Below are 25,898 nucleotides of genomic sequence, written 5' to 3' on the forward strand. Positions count from 1 at the left end.
GTAGTATATTAAAACTAGGAGATTAAAGATGAATAGGTTAGAGAGCGGCTTGTTGACAATATTATTTTTTGAATTATTTGCTGGTGGTGGGGGAAGACAAATTGAATTTGGGCCCATTTCAATCAGACAATTATTATTTGTTTTGTTATTAGTTAGTTATAGTTATCGTTTAATCAGCAATAGAGAAACGAGAGTAGAATTAAAAGAATTGCTAATTAATAAAAATCTAGTGGCTATCTTTAGTATAAGTTTATTGATTTGGATTGGGGTTAGTGCGTGTATTGGGTTGATTAATGGTCATCAACTGGGGGAAATTATCAAAGATTCACTAAGAGTTTCTTATATCATTTTGATTTTTCCCTTTTGGACTTATATCCGCAAGGAACGTTTTTCAATTGAAAAAGTGATAAGTGTCTTAAAAATAGCCACAGTAGTGGTCTCTATTGGAACCATTATTATAGGCTTGTGTGGCAAGTATTTTTTTGTAAATGATTTTAAAGCTTTTTATCAATTTATCAATGAGCTTTTGCCGGCAGATTTGTTTTTCAGACCAAGCAGAGGCGTTTTTTATAAATCTCATTTTATCGTTTTATTTGGATTAATCTTGTCTTCTAATAATTTCATCTCAAATCGAGTTAAGAAAATCGATATAGCGATTTTAGTCCTGGCGTCAGTTTCTATTATTTATTCTGAAACTCGTGGACTTTACATCGGATATTTACTAGCTTTATTGGCAATTTTAGTCATCAATGGATTCATCTATTACTTTGCTAAAGCAAAAGGTAAGAAAGTGAGCCGTAAGAACAAAAAGTTGATTGTACCGGTTATTTTTTATCTATGTGCCTTTACAATTGTTCCAACACTTTACACCTCATCAACTCAATCAAGGTTTAATGATAGCGTGGATCAAAGCAATATCTTTGAATCAAGTAAAAAAGGGCTTAAAAAACCAACTGGGGGTTCCAAGCAAGTTAATGATGTTAGCGTCAATATGAGAGTCTATCTATTTGAAGAGTCTGCTAAAATCATTAAAAAGAGCAGTGCTAATGCTATTATAGGGAATGGCTACGGGTCAGTTATTGGAAGTCGGACAGATGGTATCGAGATGACTTTCTTAGACATACTAGTCGAACAAGGGTTAATAGGTGTTCTTTTATGGTTAGGCTTTAGCATGTTACCAGCTTTTTATTACCTTGCATATATATTCCGACACAGTGAGTTAGATAGCACATCAGTTGCATTATTAGCCTGTGTTTTAACAATGATAGCTATTACCAACATAAATCCTTTTTTAAATAGTCCTATTGGATTAGGATTCCTTTTACCAGTGATTATTAGCGCTAAACGTTTAGAAATTGAGAAAGAAAGGGTTGCATTATATCAAAACAATAGCCATTAGTATCGTAACCTATAACAGTCAAGATGTCTTCGAAACTTTAGATAATATTGTTGAGGTATTAATTCCTCAAGGTAATATAGAGGTTTATTTATTCGATAATCATTCTTCAGAAGAGTATCGAGTTAAATTGAAAGCATACCAGTCCCTCATTAAGATTCATTTTTATCATGAGAATATGGGATTTGGTTACGGACATAATTACAATTTAAGCCTTAGTCAGGAAGATTATTTTATCGTCTATAACCCAGACATTTTAATTTCCGCCACCAACTTAGTTGTGATGTATGAATTTATGGAACAAAATTTGGAAATCGCTATGAGCGTACCAAAAGTCTTAAATGTTGATGGTTCCACACAACATCTGATTAGACGAAAATTAGATGTCTTCGATTATCTTTTAAGATTTATTCCAATAGATGGGGTTAGGAAGTTATTTGATAAAAGGTTGGCGACATATGAGTGTCGTGATTTGACAGAGGATAGACAACCAATATTATTTGGTTCTGGTTGCTTTATGTTTTTTAGGACTTCAAAGCTAAGAAAAATTAAAGGTTTTGACGAACAATTTTTTATGTATTTTGAAGATAATGATATTTGTCAAAGACTAAGAGCTGAAAATGAAACAATTTATTACTTGCCAGATGCTCAAGTTACTCATTTTTACGCAAAGGGTGCTCATAAAAGCAAACGGTTGTTCAAAATATTTTTAAAATCGATGATTCAATATTTTAATAAATGGGGCTGGACTTTTTTTTAGGAGAGTAAATCATGAAAAATCAAATTACCGCTATAGTAGTGGTCTATCAGAAGAAATTGAATGCTGTTCCCTCTTTGGTTATATTAGAAGAGGCTTTGAACCAGGGAATACTCAGTGAATTGATTATTTATGATAATAGTTATGATGAACAGAAGTCGCATATGATTAGCCCGTTGATTCATTATGTCCATAATAGACAGAATGTTGGCTTAGCTATGGCTTATAATTATGCACTAGCAAGAGCTAATCAAAAAGATGCTAATTTATTGTTACTACTTGATCAGGATACGGAAGTTCCGATGTCTTATTTGTCAAGCTTAACTCAAGTTGACGTCACTTATCATTTGGCTGCTTGCTTGCCTTTGATATATTCGGGGGGGAATCAAATTTCTCCAGTTTATGTGGACAATTATATTGGTAAAGAAAGCAAAAATGTTCCAGTAGGCTTAACAACAACACCTTTGATGGCGATTAACTCTGGAGCGGCAATCTCGGTCAGCGCTTTGAAGGAAATAGGTGGATTTAATGAAGAATTTCCATTGGACTATTTGGATCACTGGTTATTTTGGCGATTAAGCCAGCTCAATAAAGAGTTTTTAGTAATGGATGAGACCTTAGCTCATGATTTATCGGTTCTGGATTATAGTCAAGTTTCTACGCAACGTTACGAAAGTATTATTCGAAGTGAAACTTTGTATTTTACTAAATACAATATCGATAATTTAGTACCTCACCGTCGTCATTTGAAGAAAAGATTAGCTAAACAGTTTTTAACAGTAAAAAATAGAGAGATTTACAAACGAACTTTAGTCGAGATTAAGCGATTAAAGAAAGGAGAATAGTTTAAAGATGATAACTGTCTGTATGGCCACCTATAATGGCGAAAAGTTTATTGAAAAACAATTAAGCTCAATTTTATCACAATTAGAAGTGACAGATGAAGTTATCATAGTTGATGACTGTTCAAGCGATCAGACTGTTTCGTTGATTAAAAAAATGAATATCGCCTCACCGATTAAGGTAACAATTGATGTTAATCAGCAAAATCAAGGCCCTATTGGTAGTTTTCAGAAAGCTATCTCCAAAGCTAAAGGTGATTATATATTCTTGTCTGATCAAGATGATCAATGGCTACCAAACAAAGTCGAGATGGTCATGAAAGCTTTTAAAGAAACTAAAGCGGATCTGGTCGTCCATGATTCTCTGGTAGTAGATGGTAAGGGAAATCGGCTGAACGACTCTTGGAATGAATATAACGCTAATCAATTTTCAGAAACGATAATAAAAAATATCAAAAAAAATGGATATACGGGTTGTATGATGGCTTTTACCTCAACTTTAGCTCGCAAAGCACTGCCATTTCCAGAAAAAATAGAGATGCATGATCAGTGGCTTGCTTTAGTTGCGATAGTTACTCATAGTAAGATAGTATTAATCAAAGAACCACTGATGAACTACGTTAGACATGGTGGCAATGTGACGGGAATGAAGCAAAGAAAAATAACTACGATGATTTTAGGTCGGCTGAGAATGCTGAAATACATCATGACATATAGAAAAAGGAGTCGTTAAGCGTGAAAGGAATTATTTTAGCAGGGGGCAGCGGTACTCGTTTATACCCATTAACAAAAGCAACTTCAAAACAATTGATGCCAATTTATGATAAGCCGATGATTTATTACCCAATGTCAACTCTGATGTTAGCTGGTATTAAGGAGGTTTTAATCATTTCAACACCAGAAGATACACCGAGGTTTGAGCATCTTTTCGGTGATGGTCAAGATATTGGCATGAGAATTGAGTATAAGGTCCAACCTAAACCAGACGGCTTAGCTCAAGCTTTTCTCATAGGGGAAGACTTTATTGGAGATGATTCGGTTTGCTTGATTTTAGGAGATAACATTTATTATGGTGGTGGTTTATCCAAAATATTGCAAAGAGCAGCTAATCGCAGTGAAGGAGCAACTGTTTTCGGTTATCATGTTAATGATCCTGAACGTTTTGGTGTGGTGGAATTTGATGATGATATGCGCGCCGTTTCTATTGAAGAAAAACCTGAGGTACCTAAAAGTAATTATGCGGTGACAGGTCTTTATTTCTATGATAACCGAGTTATCGAAATTGCTCGAAATATCAAACCTTCTCATAGAGGAGAACTTGAAATTACCGATGTTAATAAAGCTTATTTAGAGCAAGGTCAATTAAATGTCGAATTATTGGGGCGTGGCTTTGCCTGGCTAGACACAGGCACTCATGAATCACTGTTAGAAGCATCGACCTTTATCGAAACAATTGAAAAACGACAAAATCTTAAAGTGGCCTGTTTGGAAGAAATTGCGTTTCGCATGAATTATATTAATAAGGAACAATTAATAAAATTGGCTCAACCATTGAAGAAAAATGAATATGGCCAATATTTATTGCGTTTGGCAGAGCAAAATTAGAAGTGAAAGAGGCATTGAAATGAATATAATTGAAACTAGTTTATTAGATGTAAAAATTATTGAAACAGACGTGTTCGGTGATCATCGTGGCTTTTTTACTGAAGTCTATACAAAAGATAAATTTATGACAGCCGGGATTACTCATGAATTTATTCAGGACAACCACTCACTATCTGTTGAACCTGGAATTATTCGTGGCATGCACTACCAATTGAATCCGAAAGCTCAAACAAAAATTGTTAGAGCCACAACCGGAGCGATTTATGATGTTTTAGTTGATATGAGAAAAGGTTCACCAACTTATGGTAAGTGGGAGGGATTTATCTTAAGTGAATATAACCATCGCCAATTGTTAGTGCCGGCTGGTTTTGCCCACGGTTTTTGTACAATTACAGGAAATGTTAATGTGGAATACAAAGTAGATCAACTTTATTCTCCAGAACATGATAGAGGAATCGCCTTTGATGATCCTGATCTAGCAATTAATTGGCCTGTAACGAGTCCTATTCTATCAGAAAAAGATACTAAGCATCCCCGCTTGAAAGAAGCGGAAAATAATTTCGTTTGGGAGGGAAAATAAATGAATTTACTTGTAACGGGTGGTGCTGGATTTATTGGCAGTAATTATGTCCATTATGTCTTGAAAAACCATCCTGACTATAACGTAGTTAATTTAGATTTATTAACATATGCAGGGAATATCCATAATTTAGACGATATTAGTAATAATCCCAACCATCTATTTGTGGAAGGGAATATTACCAATCGTGAATTAGTCCGACTCCTGATTAAAGAACACAATATTTCAGCAATTGTTAACTTTGCAGCAGAATCTCACGTTGATCGCAGTATCCTAAACCCTGAAATTTTTGTTGAAACCAATGTACAAGGGACGTTGAATTTACTTAATGTAGCTAAAGAATTGGAAGTAACAAAGTATTTACAAGTTTCTACAGATGAGGTATATGGTTCACTGGGTGCCGAAGGATATTTTACAGAAGAGACCCCATTGGCACCCAATAGCCCCTATTCAGCAAGTAAGGCGAGTGCCGATTTACTTGTTAGATCGTATTACGAAACCTATGGAATGGACGTTAATATCACACGTTGTTCCAATAATTACGGTCCATATCACTTCCCTGAAAAATTAATCCCTTTAATGATTACCAATGGGATGGATGGAAACAATTTGCCGATTTATGGTACAGGGGAAAACATTCGTGACTGGTTACATGTTCAAGATCACTGTCAAGCTATTGACCTAGTCTTGCACAAGGGAATTAAAGGTGAAGTGTATAACGTAGGTGGCCACAATGAACGAACGAATAATCAAATTGTTGATATTATTATTGAAAAATTACAATTATCTCCAGAACTTAAAACATATGTGGAAGATCGGTTAGGCCATGATTTACGTTATGCTATTGACCCGACGAAACTAGAAACAGAGCTGGGGTGGAAGCCAAACTATACCTTTGAAACAGGGATAATCGAAACTATTGATTGGTACTTAGCCAATGAGTCATGGTGGAGACCTTTAAAAGAACGAGCAAAACTTGGTTAGAGCAATCACTTGTTTATGTTTTGAGATAAGAGGAAAGTAAATGAAATCAATTAGAAATAGTAAATTTGTTGTGAACTTTTTTTCTCTAGCCAGCGTTCAGCTGTTAAATTACGTATTGCCATTGATCACAATGCCTTATCTGGTTTTGGTTTTAGGCATCGAAAATTATGGTTTAGTGGGCTTTGCTCAAGCTGTCATGCAATATTTTATTTTAGTTACGGACTATGGATTTAATATTACAGCAACTCAACAAATTTCAGTAAATCGTGATAAACCTGGAAGAATCGAAAAAATTTATTCCACAGTGCTGATTTGTAAACTTATTTTATTAGCCCTTTGTTTGGTTATATTATTAGGAATGATAGTGCTGATACCAAAACTTAGAGAAAATCCGGGACTATACTTATTAATGTTTGGCATTGTAGTCGGAAATGTTTTTTTACCGATTTGGTTTTTTCAAGGTATTGAAGAGATGAAAAATATTGGCCTGTTAAACTTTGTTTCAAAATTAATTTTTACGATAGGCTTATTCATATTTGTTAAAAATCAACAAGATATCCAGAAAGTTGCTTTACTTAATTCGTTTGGCTACATTGTAGTGGGAATGGTCGCCGTATTGATTGTTCGCTTTAAATATCAAATTAAGTTTCAGCGTATTGCCTTTAATGAAATTATTGAGCAGTTCAAGTCTTCGTGGCATCTCTTTATTTCAAATATTGCCACGAGTGTCTATACAACCACTAATATTTTTGTATTAGGTATTTTAGTCGGGGATCGGGCCACAGGTTATTTTAATCTGGCTAATACTTTGATAAGAGCATGCGCCAGTATTGCGACACCGATTACTCAGACCTTTTATCCTAGAGTGGCTAGCCTTGCGACGACATCAAAAGAGGAGTCACTAAAAATTATTCGAAAGATTTGGATGGTAGTCACGGCGTTATTTTCTGTTGGGTGCTTAATTTTATTATTTGGAACAGGACCAATTCTAACCTTGTTTTTTGGAAATAAGTTTGATCATTCGCTGCTCTTAATCCAAATTATGTCTTTTTTACCACTTATGGTTGCCTGGGGCAATGTTTATGGTATATTAACAATGACCACATTTGGTTATCAAAAACAGTTATCTAAGATATACTTGATTGCAGGCTGTATTAGCTTAGTTTCAATTATTGTGTTAACCTCACTTTTTCAAGCAGTTGGAACAGCAATTAACGCTATGATAATAGAAACATTAGTGACCGTACTGTTGATAGCATTCGTGAATAAAAAAGGAATCAGTATCAGTAAGGGAACTATAAAAACATTGGAGTGACAGATGAATGACAATTTTAATAACGGGGAAAAATGGTCAACTAGGAACGGAATTAGGCCAATTTTTAGAGCAAAAAGAAATTGACTATCTTGGTACTGATAGCAAAGAGTTAGATATTTGCAATCAAAAGCAAGTAATCGATTATTTTAATCAAGTACGTCCTACAATCGTCTTTCACTGTGCAGCATATACTGCGGTAGATGCTGCCGAAGACGAAAGTAAGGAGTTGAATGCGAAAGTCAATGTTGAAGGAACACGTCATGTGGCCGAAGCAGCAGAAAGTGTTGGAGCTATATTAGTTTATATCAGCACAGATTATGTATTTGATGGGGGCAAGTCTGAAGGAGAGTATTACCCAGAAGATGAAACCAACCCGATCAACCAATATGGTATGGCTAAATTAGCTGGTGAACAGATTGTAGCGGGAACTTGTACAAAGTATTATATTATTAGAACTTCCTGGGTTTATGGCAAGTACGGTAATAATTTTGTATTTACGATGCAAAAATTAGCGAAAAATCGGGATGTCTTAACGGTGGTCAGTGATCAAATAGGCAGACCAACATGGACTCGAACTTTAGCCGAATTCATGTTGCATCTAGTAGTAGAAAAAGCCGAGTACGGGACATACCAATTATCAAATGATGAGTCATGTAGTTGGTATGAGTTTGCTCAGGAGATATTAAAGAATCAGTCAGTTAAGATAAATCCGATTAGCTCGGATAACTATCCACAAAAAGCTAATAGACCCAAACGATCTATTATGAATTTAGACAAAGCGAAAGCGACAGGCTTTGTTATTCCGACATGGAAAGAAGCCTTGGAGGTTTTTTTGAATGAATCAGATTAAAAAACTGCAAACGACGGATATAATAGGAATGCTATTTTTAGTAGGTCTATACTTGCCGGCAACAGTTGGCCATTGGATGAGGAATGAAATGATTTATGTCAGTTTTTTAATTCTTGTCCTACTCATTTTACTAATTAAGCAATCAGCTATCTCAACCTTTAATAAAATCAGCTTTTTTGTTATAAATGGTCTGCTAATGGGGTACACACTATTAGGTAATTATCCTATGAATCCATATGGAATGTTGATTTACTATGCATTAATGTTTGTAGCCTTGATGTTAATCTTTTCTTTGGATTTTAGTGGGATTACTTTTGAATTTAGCTCTCTTAATCGTATTTTAAAAGTTGCAAGTATCATTACTATTATTATGGGGCTTTCGATTATTATTAATTTTGAGCCTGTTGTTAATCTAATTAAAGGTGGATACGATTATTTTTATGGCGGTTTAGTTGGAACGATGATCAATGAAGGTAAACCAGTTAACACTTTTGGCACACATTCCATTGCTGGTTTTTATCTGTTTATCTTTTTTCTAATGAATATTTTAGCGTTTATTAAAGTACGTCATTATGACAATCTACTATATGCACTGGTACTACTCTATTTTTTAGTTGAAGTAAAATCCACTACATCTTATGTTTATCTAGTCTTAGGAATAGGTGTTATATTACTAATGGTTTTTATGTATGATAAAAAGTATTTTTTTATTTTGCTAGGCGGTGTAACTATTGCTTTTTTAGTGTTTGGATTGAAATCCGATATTGTTACGACGCTCAAGCAGAATTTATTTGCCAAGCAAAGTTCTAATGGTGTAGGAATCCGTTATGGTAAAAATGGGACGATTACCGTTCAAATTGCTAGAATACTAGAAAAACCATATAAAGGACTTGGATATATTTCAATTTGGGGAACCTATTATATAGACTGTGGAATTACCCATTTTGCTCAACGTGTAACAGTATTGGGTATGATTTTGATTTATTCTAATTTTTTTGTTTTTATAAAGCGACATCTAGGTAAATTATTTGGAGCATCACTCTTTTTACTATTTATGTCATTTGAAGTTGGTTTTTCTAATTTACTCTATTTTAGAACCCTTTTCATGTTACCCTTTATTATATCTTTTTTTAAATCAATAGATCTAAATAATTATTTCGTTAGGAGTAAAAAATGAACAATTTGCCGGACTTAAAAGACGTCGTAATCTATGTCAAAGATAATAAGAAGAATTTTATTAGTGCGGCGGTAATTGCCTTAGCTCTTTTTGGAATGTTCTTTGCCATTTCAGTAAACTTTGGTCATTCAACCCTTGATCCTAAAGAGGATTACAAGTACCAGTTTGAGTTTATTGTAGAAAATAAGGAAGGGAATATTAGTAATAACCCTCAGACTATAAAGTATGTCCTAGATCACTACATTCTTAATCAAAATCTTAAGACTGATCAATTGGACTCACATGCGTTGATTGAAAATTATGATATTACTTACAATAATCAGGTAGGTGTTATGACTTTAAAAACTACAGGGGAGCGTAAAGTAAATCAATTGTTTTATGATATTTTTAAGAATTCTAAATCTGAATATTTTGCTGATCGATCAATTTACTTACTTTCAACCCACCCAGAGAAATATGATCCGGAGGCGGAGTTACTTCTCGTTGAGCAGGGGATATCACTTAAAATTATTTTACTTTACATCGTAGGGACAATAGTGACAACGATTCTCGTAGGTTTTCTGTTATCTTGGATGAAAGATTCTAAATCTCAATTAATTAGAAATCGATTTTCTTTATTTACTGATGTACCTGTGATGAATCTAGAAAAACTTTATCTCCAAAATAATGATCAGCGACAAGAGTTATTGAGAACGGCTGTTAAAGGGATGAATGAGGGTAGAAAATTAGTCATTGCAATGGATCCCGAAGTACTTACAACGCTTGGAACTAGCGATAATTTTGACATCATCAATAACTTACTAAGTGAAGATAATTTGAATTCTAATTACCAAGAAGTTATTTTAATTTGCCGCAAAAATAATACTACAAAAGTATGGTATAATACTCAACTAGAGTTATTAAAAAATCTTAACGTCACTGTGAAGTGTATCTATTTTTAGAAGTAAGGATGAGGAGAAGTTATGTTTGTTTATTTTGGTATCTTTTTTCTAATAGTACTCATGTCAATAGCGGAGATTTTTACAAAAAGTAACAAGTTTTTCTATGCAGCGGGAGTAATAATGATATTATTCTCAGGTCTACGCTTTGAAATGGGGTATGATTACAATTCATATAGAGTTTTTTTTGAGAAAATAACCAGCTTTTCAGATATATTTAATGGAGGAATTGATGCTGAGCCAGGTTACCTATTTTTCAATTTCTTATTTTCAGTGTTTGGTTTGACTTTTTATCATTTTCTCTTTTTCTTTTCTGTAATATCCGTTAGTCTATTAATGATATTTTTAAATAAGAGTATCCCTTATCCAACTATGGGGTTAGTGTATTACTACGCCAGGTTTTTCATTGTTAGAGATATGGGGCAAATCAGGTCGTCGATTGCGTGTATTATTTGTTTGTTTGCGATACCTTTCATTAAAGGAAAGAGATGGGTTCCGTTTTTAATTATTGTTGGGATTGCTTCATTATTCCATATTGTGTCTTTAGCGATGATTTTGGTGTATCTGTTCTATCATATGTTTTCAGAAATAACCGTAAAAAGTGGGCTTGTTTGGATGGCTGTTTGCCAACTAGGCAGTGTGATTTTATCTATACCCAGTCTTTACATTTGGCTTATTCCAGGAAGATATGCAACATATTTTACTTCAACAGCCTACACATCAGGTAGCGGTCTGTTGAATCCAATTTTATGGATGCAAATGGCAATATTTATTGGTGCCTCATACACTTTTTTATCAAAAAAAAATATCAATTATACTAATCAAGAAGTCGTACTAAAAGAATATTTTTTATCGAGCCTGATATTAATTCTTTTTGGAAGTCTAGGTACAGTTGGAGGAAGAATAAGTACTGTATTTGCTACAACTGAGATTCTTGTGGTTCCATTAATGTTTCAACATTTGTTGAAAAATAAGTACATTTCATTAATTGCATTTTATCTATTTTCATTAGTAGTACTTATCTTGATATTTGTTGTTTCCGGGGCTTATAATGGATATGTACCCTATGATACAGTTTTTTAATTAAGAAATGGAGAGTTTTTAATGAATCAAAAAAAACAAGATTGGACGAAATTAAAGAAAATAGCAACGGGATTAGTGGATGTTTTTTTACTGAACCTCTCCATTGGATTATCCTATTTACTTAAATTTGGCAATCAAATTCCCGACTATAACTTTAATCCCTATCGAGAAATTGCGTTATATTTATCCTTAATCTTTATTATTATTAACATTCTTTTTGGGGTGTACGTCTATTACAATAAAACAATAGGTGATACGATTGTTATTACATTAATCATTCAGTTTCTCTTTACGATTGTCTTAATGGCTTTGACATTCTTTGCTAGAGGCTTAGCTTTACCGCGTTCAGTGGTGCTGTATTCTTTTGTAATCAGTACTATTATTTTGTCTGTATGGCGGTGGTTATCCTATAAATTGTATCAAAGAGTTAGTGGGTCTAAATCTGTAATTGTTGTTGGTGATGAAAAGAGTGTCATAGACGCTTATAAAAATATTTCTGAAGCTAAGAATAAACGTCACAGAATTACGACAGCTATTACATCAGATTATTTAACTAATTTAAAAAAAGAGATTGATAAAGCCGATATAGTTTATGTTGCAAGCGATCTTGCTGGGGATGACAACCATGTGTTTGATTTAATTATAAGAGAAGAAAAAAAACTCTTTTTAAAAGCTGATTTCAAAAATTTACTTCTAATTAATCCAAATATCATGAATATTGATGATGAAAGTATGATAGAAGTATCAGACTTTAAAATTCCTGCTGAGGATGATCTGATTAAGCGAACCTTTGATATTGTTGTTTCCTTAATTCTGCTTATCCTTTCCCTACCGATTACGCTGATTACAGGATTACTTGTGAAGCTTACGTCACGAGGGCCAGTATTTTACAGTCAAATTAGAATTACTAAAGATCAAAAGGAATTTAAAATTTTAAAATTCCGAACAATGGAAAATTTGGCTGAAAAAAAATCAGGTCCTGTATTGGCTACCTCTAATGATAGTCGGGTAACAGGTATTGGGAAATATTTACGTGCATTAAGATTGGATGAGATTCCTCAATTACTAAATGTCCTCAAGGGAGATATGTCAATCGTTGGCCCTCGACCAGAGCGTCCATTCTTTGTAGATCAATTTAATAGTGAGAACGCTAGTTATTATTTACGTCATAAAGTAAGAGCGGGTATTACTGGTTATGCTCAAGTCTATGGAAAGTACGCAAGTGATTTTAATAATAAATTAAAGTTTGATTTGATATATATTAAAAATTATTCTTTAGTAATGGATGTTAAAATTATGTTCCAAACCATTAAAATATTATTTGATAAAGTGTCATCTAGTGGGGTTGAAGAGCAGTTTGAATCAATGACTTTGGATGATTTAAAAAAAGAGAAGATTCGAGTGTATAACTAAACGTATATAAGTGGATATGTGAGGGATAGAAATGAAACAACCTTTTTTTAGTATTATCGTGCCAGTGTACAACGCAGAATCAAGTATCGCAACTCTTATCTCTGAAATTAAGGAGATAAGTGGTGTAGATTTTGAGTGTATATTAATTAATGATGGATCTGTTGATAATACAGAAGCAATTATTTTAGAAAGTATCAAAACAGATCAAAGGTTCTCAACAAAAACCATACCAAATAATGGCCCAGGAAATGCTAGAAATGAAGGTTTGTCATTGGCAAACGGCGAATATTTTATATTTATTGATGCGGATGATAAGTTTTCTAGTACTTCCTTGGTAGATTATTGTCATCTTATTCAAGACAATAGGGATGTTGATTTAATCATTTCATCATTTGTTATTCATACCATGCAAAAGGGAAGTGTCATCAACAAAAAGGATTATATTATTGAAGATAAAAAGTATCAGAGTCACAATGAGTTTATTGAAGGCGTCTATGGTTTAATGAATCGACAGTTGTTATATGTTTGCTGGAACAAGTGTTATCGATTAGATATAGTCAGAGATTACGGAATATCGTTTAACTCTTATAACAGTTGTGAAGACCGCTTATTTAATATTGCCTATTACCATCATTGTTCCCGCGTGATAACTACAAGAAAGGTAACGTATCATTATTATTTTGACGGTGCTGAGGGGATTACAAATAAATACCATGATAATAAGTTTGAAACGTTCAAAGAGTTTTATTTAAAAACTAATGATTTAACTAGTAATTTGAACAAAGACGGGACAGCTTCTCTTTACTTAAAAGGTGTAACGTCAGTTGTTTTTTCTATTCATAGTGAAAAAAAATTATCTAATAAAGAAAAAAGAAAACTAATAAAAACTATTTCGAAAGATGCGACAGTTATTGAGGCAAAAAAAATTAGCCGCACAGAATCGACCACTAAAAAAGTTACAAAATTTATATTTAGGTGCCCATATCCTCTTTTATATGGCGCCACATATGTTGGAAGTCTTGTTGAGCGAAAACTTCCAGGCGTTATAGCGTTGTTAAAAAGAAAGTATTAGTTAGGGGCAATATAAGATGGCGATAAAAAGAATATTACATTTTCAAGGCCGAATGGGGAAGGGTGGAGCAGAAACCTTTATGATGAATGTCTATCGCGCTATAGACCGGCAGGAGTTTCAGTTTGATTTTGTGATTTATGATGACTATCAGGATGTTCGTGATTATCATCAAGAAATTGAGGCCTTAGGAGGAAGACTATTTGTGGTTACGAATCCTAAAAAAAACATCCTAAAATATATTAAGGAAGTAAATAGACTTTTAAAAATGGAAAACATTGATATCGTCCATAATCAAGTCTATTTTGGTGGTGGAATTAATTTAGGGTTAGCTAAGCGCCATGGCATTGAAAAAAGGATTGCTCATAGCCATGCAACTACTGATGGTAAAGGTGAAAATGTTGTTTTAAAAGGCCTTAGAAGTTTTTTTAAATATTTACTATTAAAAAATGGAACTGAATTTGTTGCTTGCAGTACAGAGGCTGGAAAAAGCCTCTTTGGGGATAGTCAGCCTTTTGAAGTCATCTACAATGGTATTGATTTAAAGTTATTTCAAAAAGCAAGCCGAGAAAAATCAGTTAATCGACGCAACCTAAATTTGAAAGAGGATGAATTTGTTCTAGGAACAATCGGTAGAATTGAAAAACAGAAAAATCATGAGTTGCTAATCAAAATTTTTTTTCAACTCTTAAAGATACAACCGAATTCGAGATTGGTGTTGATTGGAGATGGTTCATTAAGAGAAGAGGTTCTAGCCAAAGCTTCAGAACTTGCAATTAGTGATAAAATCCTTTATTTAGGAGAGCGGAATGATATTCCTGAGCTTCTGTCAGTTATGGATGTTTTTGTTTTAACATCCCTCTATGAAGGACTACCTACAGTGGCGGTTGAAGCGCAAGCAACGCAACTTAAACTGGTTTTAACAAATACAATCTCTCGTGAAACAAAGTTAACGGATAATGTTACCTTTTTACCATTAGAAACAAAGCCGGATGTATGGGCTACAACTATTCTTGAGTTACCACGAGACAATCAAGTAACAGAGCAATTATTAGCATATGATTATGTAATAACGGCCGATAAAATGGTGAAAATTTATAAAAGATAACCCATTGTTATTATGACAGCTATCAAGTATGATTTAGAGTTTTAGTTAGGAGGAACAAATGAGAGTAGCTTTTACAGCATGGACACCTTTGCATATTATTAACATCCTTAATGTTCAACAAAATTTCTATCAAGATGCTCTTTGTGATTTGTTTGTTTACAATGAGTTTCAAAACGCTGAAGTCATTTACCAAAGGATCAAAGAAGAGAATATTTTTGAGCATGTATACTTAGTTCAAAATGGTAATAATACCTCGAAGTTCAGAAAAATCTATGAGGTTTTGCTAAATAACTTCACTAATTACTTATCAGAACCAATAACAAACATTCATTATGACATCTTTTTTATTCAAGGAGATAATTATTTCTCTAAGCTACTATTTGCACAAGCTAAACACCAAAACTCGAATTTAGAGTTGAATTATCTTGAAGATGGGATGGGAATTTATATAAACCCTCAAGTACTAGATAAGGATAGTAGAGGTCATCGGTATTATAGTAAGTTAAATAGGAGTAGCATCTACTTGAATGAATTTAAACATTATTTTGTTTATGAACCAGAGCTAGTAGAATTGGAAGCGTCTTTTAAACGATTGCCAAAGCTGACTTTGAATAATCCTGTAACAGTTCTTATTAGCCGAATTTTTGATTTATCCGATAATGATAGGCAGTTGAAAGATTCAGTTGTTTTTATCGAGCAGCCATTCGAACATGAGCTACTGAATATTGATCAAGAATTGATTTTAAAATTTTTTGAAAAATATCAGAAATCGAGATCAATCAAAGTAAAACTCCATCCAAGAACTTTTGGAGAACGGTTTAATAAACAATATGAAATTCTTGAGACAAACTTGCCATGGGAGTTGTATTTAATAGAAACGGACGTGATCAACTGTTTGATAGTAACAGTAATTTCTACAGTAGCGTTTACGCCATTCTTGATTTTTGGTAATGATCAGAAAACAGTTTTTCTTTCCGATGTATTATTGTCACAAAGAAAAGAGTTGCAGTTAAATCACAAAACTTGTAAAACGCTAGAGAAATCCTCCAATTTAGTGCGACGCTTTAATCGATTGTCAAATGGTATTATTTCATTACCTGCTAATATTGAAGAACTTGGGAAAATCATCAGTAGGACTTAAATTAAGAGATAGAAGAGGTATGGCATGAAAGATATGTTAAAAAAATTCAATGGAAGTGCCCTAATAAAAAGCGGAATATGGTATACAGCAGCAAATTTTTTACTTAAAGGGGTAAATTTTTTCACAATTCCAATTTTTACAAAAATGATGTCGGTGGATCAGTATGGAACGGTAGATAACTTCACATCATGGGTATCAATTTTTACAGTAATTGTAGGTTTGAATCTAAGTGCAGCTGTAAATAATGCTACCTTTGAATATAAAGATGATATCAAACGTTTTCTATCATCAGTTGTTTTTCTAGGGACCCTATTCTTTTTCATGTTACTAGGTATCTCAAATCTAGCCTATTCGTATCTAGGTTTATTTTCCAATTTAAATAATTGGATGTTAAACTTTGTAATCATTCAAAGTTATTCCCAATTCATTATTTCTTTTCTATCAGCATACTATATCATTAATTCATATTATAAGCGGAATATCTTCTTACTATTTCTAAGTACAATGCTAAATATTGGTATATCTCTCTTATTTATGGTGACGGTTTATGAAAACAAACCTGCTGACGGGAGAATTATTGGTAGCACTCTTGGATTACTTGCACTAGCATTGGTCATATTGATTAAGTTATTAGTTGAAGGTAAACAACTGTACAATAAAGAATACTGGAAGTTTTCGCTGAAAATTGCATTACCAGTTATTCCTCATTCTTTAGGGAACATGCTGCTGTCGCGTTTTGATAGAATTATTATTAAAGAATTTTACGGAGCGTATTATGTGGGATTGTACGGGTACATTTATAATATAAGTTCGATCATTAATGTCTTATGGAGCTCAGCTAATAATGCCTGGGTACCTTGGTTTTTTAATAAAATGAGTGAAAAAAAATATACGGAAATTTTTAAAGTGTCTAAGTTATTTACTTATTTTTTTACTTTAATGACAATAGGAGTTATGACTGTTACTACCGATTTGGCCAGGATAATGGCTCCGGCTTCATATCTTGAAGCCATTCCGTTGTTGATTCCAATATCGATGTCTTACTATTTCATGTTCTTGTATGGTTTTCCAGTAAATGCTGAGTTTTATTTGAAAAAAACATCAATCATAGGCTTAGGTACTGTTTTAAGTGCAGGGATAAATATTGCTTTGAATTATTTGTTAATACCTCGTTATGGATACATGGCGGCAGGAGCGACTAATTTAGTCACATACATATTGCTTTATGTTTTCCATCAAATTATTGTTTTAAAAATCTTTAAAGAAAAGATATTCCCCTTAAAAACGTTTATTCAATATTCTTCTATTTTGGGAGTATTTGGGATTTGTTTATTCTTGACATTGGATAATTGGTTATTGAAATATGCTATTATGAGCATTTTTTGTTTAGGGCTGTTATTTAAGCTCTATAAAGAAGGTAAGGAATATTTAGCTTAAATAAATCAAATTTTGTATAAGCTTGTTAAAAAGTTCTTAGTTTTAGAGTTTCTGGAAAGGGGGGCTGATAGTGAAAAAAAAAATAGCGTATAGTACTTGGTTAATGATTCAAACAGGCTTATTTGTTTTATTATTCTGTGTAGTTAACATAGTGAAAAATGGATTTCCCCACAACCTTATATATATTTTTTTAGGAGCGTATCTTTTAATATCCTTCATTATTATGTGCCTTTGGTTATTGAATAGTCAAAAGAATGGTTAAGGTTAGTCAAAAAGTTCTTTCCAAAACGGCATGGAAAAGAACTTTTTGATTTATATAGCTCCATAATAAAGTAAAAAGTCTAGTTTATTATATTATTTTTGCTATAATATACCTATTGCATTAGAGAGAGAGGTTCGAAAAAAGTGAAAAAGTTAAAATATGGATTAAAAATAACGCTAGTTAGTATCTTACTTTTGAGTAATAGCCTACCCGGTTCAATAGCAGCTCTTGCAGAAGAAAATACTAAGAGTAGTAATATAGCAACAGATGGTAAGGTGGCTGAAAGTATGACAGAATCAGTTGAAGGCGAATTTAGTTCATCGAGCAGTATTGATTCTAGTAGTGAGAGATCTGAAAATGAGGAAGTAAATCGACTGTTAACAAATCCTTTTGCAGATAACCCTTATTTTCCTGAAGAACCGACGGAACAGGACATTAAAGATGCCTCTATTTTACCAGGTGAAATTCCGCTAGCTGAGTTGCAACAACAATTAAGAGGGTTTGCATCGAGCTATAGTTACTCAAACTACCTTAGTTCAAATAATAATCAGATAATAAAATACCCTCACGCCAATATTGTTACGAATTATAAACCGCAATTTCCTAAATTTGGTTATGCTGAAGGGGTTGGTAAACCTCGGGGAATAGTAATTCACGAAACAGCTAATCCCAATTCAACCATTTGGAATGAAATTAATTATATGACTAATAATTATAAAAATGCTTTTGTTCAAGCTTTTGCGGATGCCAATAATATTATTGAAATTCATCCAACCGATTATGCGGCTTGGGGGGCAGGACCTAATGCGAATCCTTATTTCGTTCATATTGAATTAGTAGAGCATAGTAACAAAACAGATTTTTATAAATCAGTTAATAATCAAGCATACTACGCAGCTCATATACTTAAACGGTACAATTTATTACCAGGAAGAGCCGCTGGTGGAAAAGGAAATCCTCAAGGGTCTGTTTGGGGGCATTTTGAAGTGTCCAGCCTCCTTGGGGGGACTAATCATTCCGATCCTGTAGGCTATTTTCAGAAGTATGGATACAGTTTCAATGAGTTTTATGAACTAGTTCAATACCACTACAATACATTAAATTATACGATTATCACCGAAGAAAAAGAGGTTAACTCACAAGGGTTAGTGATTCAATCAGAGGATATTTTTTCAAAGCCTCGAACAACAATTGAAGCAATAAAAACGAGCTCAACAGTCAATAGCCTTAATAAATATGTTTCTGTTACAAAAGAGGCAACAACAAGTGATGGTAAGAAGCATTACTATAGTAAAGAGTTAGGCGGATGGGTGTCTACTAGTAGTATTAATTTGTATGATGCTGTCGAATATTCTAAAACGGTTAACTATAAAGGATCTATTAAAGCAACTAGTGAAGCAGGTATTCACGGTATCTATGATGGCATTTATAATTCTGGACCAGGAATAAGTAATGTAGGAGTTAATACGCTTTATGAGAATCAGGATATTACTATTATAGGAGAAGCTAAAACAAATAGGGCTATCTGGTACCAATTTACAAATACCAATGGAGTTGTAGGTTGGATGGACAGTAAGGCTTTTGTAAAATACGACAATATTCTCTATGAAAAAACTGTTAACATTAGTGGTATGGTTAATACAGAGCAGATAGTTGGTAATCAAGCAATTTATGACGGTATTTACAATACGAAACCATTAATTAATATCGTTGGACAAGGGAAACAATTTGCTGAACAGTCAGTTACAGTAACTAAGGAAGCCAAGACAGATCAAGGTGTGTGGTATTATTTTGAATACAACGGACGTGAAGTAGGCTGGATTGAGAGTAAAGCAATAGTGCCAGTAGATAAAATTGAGTACGATAAGGCTGTGGATTATACCTTAAAGATTAAACCACTTGATCAAGCGAAAAATCATGGGATTTACCCTAAAATCTATAACACGGCCGTCAACAATATTGGTTTTAGTGCGGCACCTTATGCTAGTAAAGGCGTAAAAGTTGCCAGAGAGGCAAAGACGAGCCGAGCTACTTGGTATCAGTTTTTTGTTGATGGAAAACTGATTGGTTGGTTAGATAGTCGAGCCTTTGAGACCTATGATATAATTACTGACCAAAAAGATATGAACATGTTAGCAAAAATAGTTCCTTTGGCTCAGGCAAAAAACCATGGTGTCTATAACGAGATTTATAACACCAGCCCAAATGCTATAGGAACTACAGCGACAGCTTATGCTGCTAAGGGGATAACAATAGTAAAACAAGCAAGAACAACTCGTGCACTATGGTATCAGTTCGCTCTTGATGGAAAGATAATTGGCTGGATGGATAGTCGAGCGTTTGTCATGTACGATACCATTACAAATGAAAACACACAAAATCTCTGGGCGCAAGTCTTATCGAATGATCAAGTAAAAAACCATGGAGTATTTAAAGAAATTTACAATACAGGTCCAAATGCAATTGGACTCTCAGCAGGAACACCATATGCCAGTAAAGTAGTAAAAATAATCAAGGAAGCAAGAACAAAATCAGCTCTGTGGTATCAATTTACAGTGGAAGGTAAATTGATTGGTTGGATGGATAGTCGTGCTTTTAGTTTATATGATGTGATTACCGATCAAAAGACGCTCAATGTATGGGCTAAAATTTTACCAAATGAGAAGGTTAAAGGGCACGGAGTCTTTAGTGAAATCTATCGAACCAGTCCTACTGCAGTCGGACTGTCTTCAGGTACGCCCTATGCTGGAAAGGGTGTCAAAATAATTCAAGAGGCAAAAACCAGTCGCGCTCATTGGTATCAATTTTCACTTGATGGCAATATAATCGGTTGGATGGATAGTCGTGCTTTTACAGCATATGATAGTATAGTTTACAAAAAAGATGTGATGTACCAAAAGGAAATTAAGCAAGGAATAACACATGGCGTGTATAATGGTATTTATAATACTGATCCTAGTGTTGTGAACATTGGAACCAATATTCCCTATTTTAAGAAAAAAGTTGTCGTAATTGCTGAAGCCAAAACTGCTAGGGCTGTGTGGTATCAATTTGCTGTCGAGGGCAAAACGATTGGCTGGATGGACAGTCAGGCGTTTACCGATATCAACGATGTTAATTCAACGTTTGTGTACGAAAGTGCGATCTCAGCTCAAAAAGCTATAAAGGGTGGAGATTTATTTGCTTCAGTTATGATAGCTCAAGCAATTCTTGAATCTAATTATGGCAAAAGTGAGTTAGGTACGGCGCCAAATCATAATTTATTTGGTATTAAAGGAAAATATAACGGAGCATATGTCATGAAGGATACCCTCGAATTTGATGTACAGGCAAATAAATGGGTGACAGTCAAAGCTGAATTTAAGAAGTACCCTAGCAAACAAGAATCTTTTGAAGATAATGGTGATAAGCTACTAAACGGAGTTTCCTGGGATAAAAACTATTATCGTGGTACTTGGAAATCGGTTGCTAAAAACTACCAAAATGCAACGAAATTTTTAACTGGTAAATATGCAACTGACCCGACTTATCATGATAAATTAAACAGAATTATTACAGAGTGGAATCTCACACAGTATGATTAAGTCGTAAAAGAGGAGATAAATAACCTGCCCTTACTATTTACTTATAGTTGGAGCAGGTTATTTAAGCATTTGTTGAAAGAAACTTTCATTTTTATCTTGGGGATAAAATATGATATAATACAAGACGTTAATACAAAAAAAGTGTGGTGATACTTATTAGTGCTTTAGTTTCAATTATTATTCCGGTAAACAATGCTGAACAAACAATTCAGAGGGCAATCGCCTCATGCTTAAATCAAAGTTACGAGGAAATTGAAGTTATTATCATTGACAATCGGTCTACTGACCAAACAGCTCAAATTATAAAAAGTAATACAGACCCTCGGATAGTTTATGTTTACTCTGAAAAAAAAGGACGCTCATTAGCGCGAAATATGGGGTTGGACAGAGCAAAAGGTCATTATATCCAATTCTTAGACGCAGATGATGAGTTAAGTAAAACAAAGGTGGAAGTAGGCGTAACATACCTAGAGGAGAAATTGGAAATGCAAGCTCATGTATCAGGGGTTAACTACATAAAAGATACACAAGAAGTGGCAAAAATATGGCCCAAACTATACTATAGAGATGAATTGCTTGCTCACAACATTTTTCCAATACATGCGGTTTTGTTTCGTAAAAACAAGCATAAAAAAGTAACCTTTAATGTGGGAATAGAGTACTGTGAAGATTGGCTTTTTTGGGTCCAAGAGCTATATGGAAAAAGAATATATTTTGATGAGTCATATATAGGCGCGACGGTTCATATTCATGATACTAATACCATGGGACAACGAGAACGAATGAACGAATACCAGCTCTACGTGCAGCAGAAAATCAAAGAGGAATATCCAATAAAAAGCAAACGATTGTACATTAATGAAATAAAATTATTAGTTATTCATTATTTTACTCAAGAAAAAGAACAAGTTACTATAGATATTCTTGAGAAAAATAGTGCTAAGCAGTATCGTTTAATATCCGCTTTGTTATTATTGCCTTTAGTCAGGCAATTTGCAAGAAAAAAAGCACAGGCATTGGCTGATAAAAATTTATATTAGTGTGAAGGGATTGTTCAACTTATGAAGCAACAACGCGTTGCCATTATTGTCTTAAATTACAATAATGCTGAAGATACAATTGAATGTCTTAGCAGTATCAGTCGTTTGACATATGAAAACTTTCATACAATCGTTGTGGACAACCATTCGACAGATGATTCTATAAGAGTTCTTCAAAGGGAAGTCCCCTCTATTGACTTGATGCTGTCTATGGTTAATGGCGGTTATGCCTATGGTAATAATCTGGCAATTAAAAAGGCTCAAGAAGAAAAATATGATTATGTCTGTATTTTAAATAATGATGTCATTGTTGAGCCTGATTTTCTGAATCAGCTAGTAGCATACGGGGATGAACATCCTGAAGCAGGGGTCATCGGGCCTAGAATTTGTGAATACGAAGACGATCGGTTGATTGAGTCAGCAGGTTCGACTGTCAATATGAACTTAGGTAAGGTAACCAGACTGTTTCACAAAGAAAAGGAAGAAACTGTTAATGGAAAGATCATTCCTTGTGACTATATTGGTGGAGCCTGTATGCTAGTGCGTATGGAAGCAATCAATAAGGTTGGGGATATTCCTGAAGATTATTTTTTATTTTATGAAGAAAATGAATGGTGCTTAAAAATAAAGCAAGCTGGATTTGATGTGGTGTGTGTGGCAGATGCGAAAGTTATCCATAAAGGTTCGGCTTCTATCAATAAAGTTTCTGGCTTATCAGAGTACTTTATGTACCGAAATCTGGTGGTATTTATTAGAAGGAACGGGACAGCTCTGAATAAAATGATTTTTTATCCCTACATAGTATTATTCTCACTAAAGAGTGGGATAACTAAAAAAAATGGCTGGCGTTTTGGACATTACTTTTGGGACGGAATGGTTAACAAGAATAAGTATCAGGATTTGAAAGGATAGGTAGCAAGATGGATAAAATTTTAATAACAGGTGGTGCGGGGTTTATTGGCTCAAGCCTAGCCAATAAACTGTACCAAACAAATAAATTAGTGATTATTGACGATTTATCCATGGGCAATCAGGATAATTTGCCAGAAAGTGAGAATATTGAATTTATCGTAGGTTGCGTGACGGATCATAACTTAATGAAACGGGTCTTGTCAGAAAATCAATTTACTTATATTTATCATTTCGCGGCTATCGCCAGTGTAGCTGATTCAGTAGCGAGGCCACTAGAAACCCATCGAATAAACTTTGATAGCGTCTTTAACTTATTAGAACTGTCTAAGCAATACCAACAGGGGTTAAAACGACTAGTATTTGCGTCTTCAGCTGCTGTATACGGTGATGAACCAACGCTTCCTAAAAAAGAAGAGTCGGTTATTAAACCCTTAACACCTTACGCCATAGATAAGTTTGCCGCTGAAAAATATGTACTTGCATACAGTCAGTTGTATAATGTGCCCACAAGTGCAGTCCGATTTTTTAATGTGTACGGCCCTAAACAAAATCCGAATTCACCATACTCAGGAGTTATTTCGATCATCCTAGATCGTTTGAAACGCAAACAAGCTGGTGAAGAGATAAGCTTCACCATGTTTGGAAATGGTGAACAGTCACGCGATTTTGTCTATGTGGAAGATGTGATGAATGCCTTAGAGTTAGTTGCGAAGTCTGATAAATCATTGGGTGAGGTATACAATGTTGCCACAGGCACTGAGACAACCTTGAACGAACTGGTTCGCCTCTTGTCAGAATCCCTGGAAATTCAATTGCCAATCGACTATCAAGAAAGTCGCGAAGGGGATATCGAACATTCATTGGCAGATATAAGCAAGATTAAGGAGTTAGGCTTTAACCCAGAATATTCTGTTGGAGCAGGCTTAAACGATTGCATTAAAAAAGGCTTTAGTTAATGGTCGGATAACAATTACAACTATTCATTTAAACGAAGTGTCCAAACTTAGTTGATGAATAGTTTTTTTGGCTTGTTTTTAGCCATAATCGGAAGCGTAAGCGCGAAAAAGACGGAATATTTAAAATTATTCGTTAAATGAACAGTCGGTATGTTATAATGTTAAAGGATAATTGTTGTCATAAAAATGCTTACACCAACTGTTTTCTTGTTAAATTACTTGATAACCCTTGAATTTGAGTGAAGACTCTATATAATAGAAGAAGTGAAGAACCAAAAAAATGAGTTGAGCAGGTGAAAAGATTGGGTAAAATCAAAGTAATGACAGTTTTTGGTACTCGACCAGAGGCAATCAAGATGGCACCACTTATTAAAGAAATTGAAGCTCAAGCTGAGAAATTTGAAAGTGTTGTGGTCGTAACGGCCCAACATCGAGAAATGTTGGATCAAGTGTTAAAAACATTCAGAATCGAACCAGATTATGATCTAAATATAATGAAAGACAAACAAAGTCTGGCAGAAATTACAACGAATATCCTCCTTCAGTTGGAAAAGGTTATTGTGGAAAGCAAGCCAGATATTATTTTAGTACACGGTGATACGACGACTACATTTGCCGCAAGCCTTTCCGCTTTTTATCATCAAGTCAAAATTGGCCATGTAGAAGCGGGCTTACGTACATGGAATAAGTATTCACCTTATCCAGAAGAAATGAATCGTCAAATGACAGATGTCTTGAGTGATCTCTACTTTGCTCCCACGGAACAAAGCAGAGACAACCTGTTAAAAGAAAACATTAATCCGGCGAAAATTACTATTACGGGAAATACTGTCATAGACGCACTCAGTTATACAATTAAAGAAGGTTATATACACGGGTCCTTACCCGAAATTAATCCGAATCATAAGATGATTTTGTTGACCATGCACCGACGAGAAAATCAAGGCGAACCAATGCGCGAAGTCTTTCAAGCAGTCAAGCAAGTGGTGGATGAAAAAGGGGATATTGAGATTGTCTACCCTGTTCACTTAAACCCTGTTGTTCAAGATTTAGCTAACATCTATTTAGGTGGGCATAAACGGATTCATTTGATTAACCCGTTAGAAGTAGAGGATTTTCATAATTTAGCCAATCAAAGCTACTTTATCATGAGTGACTCGGGCGGAGTCCAAGAAGAAGCCCCATCATTAGGTAAACCTGTGCTTGTTCTGAGAGACACGACAGAACGGCCAGAAGGTGTTAAAGCAGGGACGTTGAAACTGATTGGTACAAAGTACGAGGACGTCTATACGGGCATGCTAGAGCTTTTAGAGGATGACAAAGAATATCAACGCATGGCAGATGCTAAGAACCCTTATGGTGATGGCCAAGCAAGTAAGTATATTCTAGAGGCTATTGAAAAATCATTCGCTGACTATAATAGCCAGTAACCTCAAATATTGAACCTAG

22 protein-coding genes are annotated in these 25,898 nt (G+C 34.2%); all 22 read left to right on the forward strand.

The window, feature by feature from the left end:
• Positions 1 to 28: 28 nt before the first annotated feature.
• Entirely contained in the window at positions 29 to 1,399 is a 1,371-nt protein-coding gene (locus tag RWN13_RS16375) for an O-antigen ligase family protein (protein ID WP_314065792.1), read from the forward strand.
• Complete coding sequence (locus RWN13_RS16380) at positions 1,380 to 2,156, forward strand: glycosyltransferase (RefSeq protein WP_399553691.1); 777 nt, start codon at positions 1,380 to 1,382, stop codon at positions 2,154 to 2,156. The genes RWN13_RS16375 and RWN13_RS16380 overlap by 20 nt, the downstream gene beginning before the upstream one ends.
• 11 nt (positions 2,157 to 2,167) lie before the next feature.
• Entirely contained in the window at positions 2,168 to 2,998 is an 831-nt protein-coding gene (locus RWN13_RS16385; protein WP_314065797.1) for a glycosyltransferase, read from the forward strand.
• Positions 2,999 to 3,005: 7 nt separating this feature from the next.
• Complete coding sequence (locus RWN13_RS16390; RefSeq protein ID WP_314065801.1) at positions 3,006 to 3,728, forward strand: glycosyltransferase family 2 protein; 723 nt, start codon at positions 3,006 to 3,008, stop codon at positions 3,726 to 3,728.
• Between the two features lie 2 nt (positions 3,729 to 3,730).
• Entirely contained in the window at positions 3,731 to 4,600 is an 870-nt protein-coding gene (gene rfbA / locus RWN13_RS16395) for a glucose-1-phosphate thymidylyltransferase RfbA (protein ID WP_314065803.1), read from the forward strand.
• 19 nt (positions 4,601 to 4,619) lie between these two features.
• Positions 4,620 to 5,180, forward strand: a complete 561-nt coding sequence (gene rfbC, locus RWN13_RS16400) for a dTDP-4-dehydrorhamnose 3,5-epimerase (protein ID WP_399553690.1) — start codon at positions 4,620 to 4,622, stop codon at positions 5,178 to 5,180.
• Positions 5,181 to 6,164 carry a dTDP-glucose 4,6-dehydratase gene (gene rfbB, locus RWN13_RS16405; protein WP_314065806.1) on the forward strand — a complete coding sequence of 328 codons (984 nt, stop codon included), beginning with the start codon at positions 5,181 to 5,183 and terminating at the stop codon, positions 6,162 to 6,164. It begins immediately after the preceding gene.
• A gap of 40 nt (positions 6,165 to 6,204) precedes the next feature.
• Positions 6,205 to 7,479, forward strand: coding sequence for a flippase (locus RWN13_RS16410; protein WP_314065808.1), 1,275 nt, complete (start codon positions 6,205 to 6,207; stop codon positions 7,477 to 7,479).
• A 7-nt stretch (positions 7,480 to 7,486) separates the two neighbouring features.
• The gene (gene rfbD / locus RWN13_RS16415; RefSeq protein ID WP_314065810.1) at positions 7,487 to 8,329 is read left to right on the forward strand and encodes a dTDP-4-dehydrorhamnose reductase; all 843 of its coding nucleotides are present in this window, start codon (positions 7,487 to 7,489) and stop codon (positions 8,327 to 8,329) included.
• Positions 8,316 to 9,506 carry a hypothetical protein gene (locus RWN13_RS16420; RefSeq protein WP_314065812.1) on the forward strand — a complete coding sequence of 397 codons (1,191 nt, stop codon included), beginning with the start codon at positions 8,316 to 8,318 and terminating at the stop codon, positions 9,504 to 9,506. The genes rfbD and RWN13_RS16420 overlap by 14 nt, the downstream gene beginning before the upstream one ends.
• Complete coding sequence (locus RWN13_RS16425) at positions 9,503 to 10,447, forward strand: hypothetical protein (protein ID WP_314065813.1); 945 nt, start codon at positions 9,503 to 9,505, stop codon at positions 10,445 to 10,447. Before RWN13_RS16420 ends, RWN13_RS16425 begins: the two co-directional genes overlap by 4 nt.
• Positions 10,448 to 10,468: 21 nt before the next feature.
• A complete protein-coding gene (locus tag RWN13_RS16430) occupies positions 10,469 to 11,527 on the forward strand; it encodes an EpsG family protein (protein ID WP_314065815.1) in 1,059 nt (352 codons plus the stop codon).
• A gap of 21 nt (positions 11,528 to 11,548) precedes the next feature.
• The gene (locus tag RWN13_RS16435; protein WP_314065819.1) at positions 11,549 to 12,940 is read left to right on the forward strand and encodes a sugar transferase; all 1,392 of its coding nucleotides are present in this window, start codon (positions 11,549 to 11,551) and stop codon (positions 12,938 to 12,940) included.
• A gap of 31 nt (positions 12,941 to 12,971) precedes the next feature.
• On the forward strand, positions 12,972 to 14,012 hold the full coding sequence (locus RWN13_RS16440; protein WP_314065823.1) for a glycosyltransferase family 2 protein: 1,041 nt from the start codon (positions 12,972 to 12,974) through the stop codon (positions 14,010 to 14,012).
• A gap of 16 nt (positions 14,013 to 14,028) precedes the next feature.
• Positions 14,029 to 15,117, forward strand: a complete 1,089-nt coding sequence (locus tag RWN13_RS16445; protein ID WP_314065825.1) for a glycosyltransferase family 1 protein — start codon at positions 14,029 to 14,031, stop codon at positions 15,115 to 15,117.
• A gap of 58 nt (positions 15,118 to 15,175) precedes the next feature.
• Positions 15,176 to 16,258, forward strand: a complete 1,083-nt coding sequence (locus RWN13_RS16450; RefSeq protein WP_314065826.1) for a polysialyltransferase family glycosyltransferase — start codon at positions 15,176 to 15,178, stop codon at positions 16,256 to 16,258.
• Between the two features lie 24 nt (positions 16,259 to 16,282).
• Positions 16,283 to 17,695 carry an oligosaccharide flippase family protein gene (locus RWN13_RS16455; protein ID WP_314065828.1) on the forward strand — a complete coding sequence of 471 codons (1,413 nt, stop codon included), beginning with the start codon at positions 16,283 to 16,285 and terminating at the stop codon, positions 17,693 to 17,695.
• 405 nt (positions 17,696 to 18,100) lie between these two features.
• Positions 18,101 to 21,541, forward strand: coding sequence for a GW domain-containing glycosaminoglycan-binding protein (locus RWN13_RS16460; RefSeq protein WP_314065830.1), 3,441 nt, complete (start codon positions 18,101 to 18,103; stop codon positions 21,539 to 21,541).
• A 146-nt stretch (positions 21,542 to 21,687) separates the two neighbouring features.
• Entirely contained in the window at positions 21,688 to 22,581 is an 894-nt protein-coding gene (locus RWN13_RS16465; protein WP_314065832.1) for a glycosyltransferase, read from the forward strand.
• Between the two features lie 21 nt (positions 22,582 to 22,602).
• Positions 22,603 to 23,493, forward strand: coding sequence for a glycosyltransferase family 2 protein (locus RWN13_RS16470; RefSeq protein WP_314065834.1), 891 nt, complete (start codon positions 22,603 to 22,605; stop codon positions 23,491 to 23,493).
• Between the two features lie 8 nt (positions 23,494 to 23,501).
• Entirely contained in the window at positions 23,502 to 24,449 is a 948-nt protein-coding gene (locus RWN13_RS16475; RefSeq protein ID WP_314065836.1) for an NAD-dependent epimerase/dehydratase family protein, read from the forward strand.
• Positions 24,450 to 24,751: 302 nt separating this feature from the next.
• Positions 24,752 to 25,879 carry a non-hydrolyzing UDP-N-acetylglucosamine 2-epimerase gene (wecB, locus tag RWN13_RS16480; protein WP_314065838.1) on the forward strand — a complete coding sequence of 376 codons (1,128 nt, stop codon included), beginning with the start codon at positions 24,752 to 24,754 and terminating at the stop codon, positions 25,877 to 25,879.
• The last annotated feature ends 19 nt before the right edge of the window (positions 25,880 to 25,898 follow it).

This window comes from uncultured Vagococcus sp., assembly GCF_963518325.1.
GTDB lineage: Bacteria > Bacillota > Bacilli > Lactobacillales > Vagococcaceae > Vagococcus_D.

What these genes read in the sequence shown, in the direction of transcription:
- rfbB (WP_314065806.1), top strand. Translation starts at nt 5,181, where the DNA reads ATGAATTTACTTGTAACGGGTGGTGCTGGATTTATTGGCAGTAATTAT.
- RWN13_RS16470 (WP_314065834.1), top strand. Translation starts at nt 22,603, where the DNA reads ATGAAGCAACAACGCGTTGCCATTATTGTCTTAAATTACAATAATGCT.
- rfbD (WP_314065810.1), top strand. Translation starts at nt 7,487, where the DNA reads ATGACAATTTTAATAACGGGGAAAAATGGTCAACTAGGAACGGAATTA.
- RWN13_RS16440 (WP_314065823.1), top strand. Translation starts at nt 12,972, where the DNA reads ATGAAACAACCTTTTTTTAGTATTATCGTGCCAGTGTACAACGCAGAA.
- RWN13_RS16475 (WP_314065836.1), top strand. Translation starts at nt 23,502, where the DNA reads ATGGATAAAATTTTAATAACAGGTGGTGCGGGGTTTATTGGCTCAAGC.
- RWN13_RS16435 (WP_314065819.1), top strand. Translation starts at nt 11,549, where the DNA reads ATGAATCAAAAAAAACAAGATTGGACGAAATTAAAGAAAATAGCAACG.
- rfbC (WP_399553690.1), top strand. Translation starts at nt 4,620, where the DNA reads ATGAATATAATTGAAACTAGTTTATTAGATGTAAAAATTATTGAAACA.
- RWN13_RS16420 (WP_314065812.1), top strand. Translation starts at nt 8,316, where the DNA reads ATGAATCAGATTAAAAAACTGCAAACGACGGATATAATAGGAATGCTA.
- RWN13_RS16410 (WP_314065808.1), top strand. Translation starts at nt 6,205, where the DNA reads ATGAAATCAATTAGAAATAGTAAATTTGTTGTGAACTTTTTTTCTCTA.
- RWN13_RS16375 (WP_314065792.1), top strand. Translation starts at nt 29, where the DNA reads ATGAATAGGTTAGAGAGCGGCTTGTTGACAATATTATTTTTTGAATTA.
- RWN13_RS16445 (WP_314065825.1), top strand. Translation starts at nt 14,029, where the DNA reads ATGGCGATAAAAAGAATATTACATTTTCAAGGCCGAATGGGGAAGGGT.
- RWN13_RS16430 (WP_314065815.1), top strand. Translation starts at nt 10,469, where the DNA reads ATGTTTGTTTATTTTGGTATCTTTTTTCTAATAGTACTCATGTCAATA.
- RWN13_RS16425 (WP_314065813.1), top strand. Translation starts at nt 9,503, where the DNA reads ATGAACAATTTGCCGGACTTAAAAGACGTCGTAATCTATGTCAAAGAT.
- RWN13_RS16455 (WP_314065828.1), top strand. Translation starts at nt 16,283, where the DNA reads ATGAAAGATATGTTAAAAAAATTCAATGGAAGTGCCCTAATAAAAAGC.
- RWN13_RS16450 (WP_314065826.1), top strand. Translation starts at nt 15,176, where the DNA reads ATGAGAGTAGCTTTTACAGCATGGACACCTTTGCATATTATTAACATC.
- RWN13_RS16385 (WP_314065797.1), top strand. Translation starts at nt 2,168, where the DNA reads ATGAAAAATCAAATTACCGCTATAGTAGTGGTCTATCAGAAGAAATTG.
- RWN13_RS16390 (WP_314065801.1), top strand. Translation starts at nt 3,006, where the DNA reads ATGATAACTGTCTGTATGGCCACCTATAATGGCGAAAAGTTTATTGAA.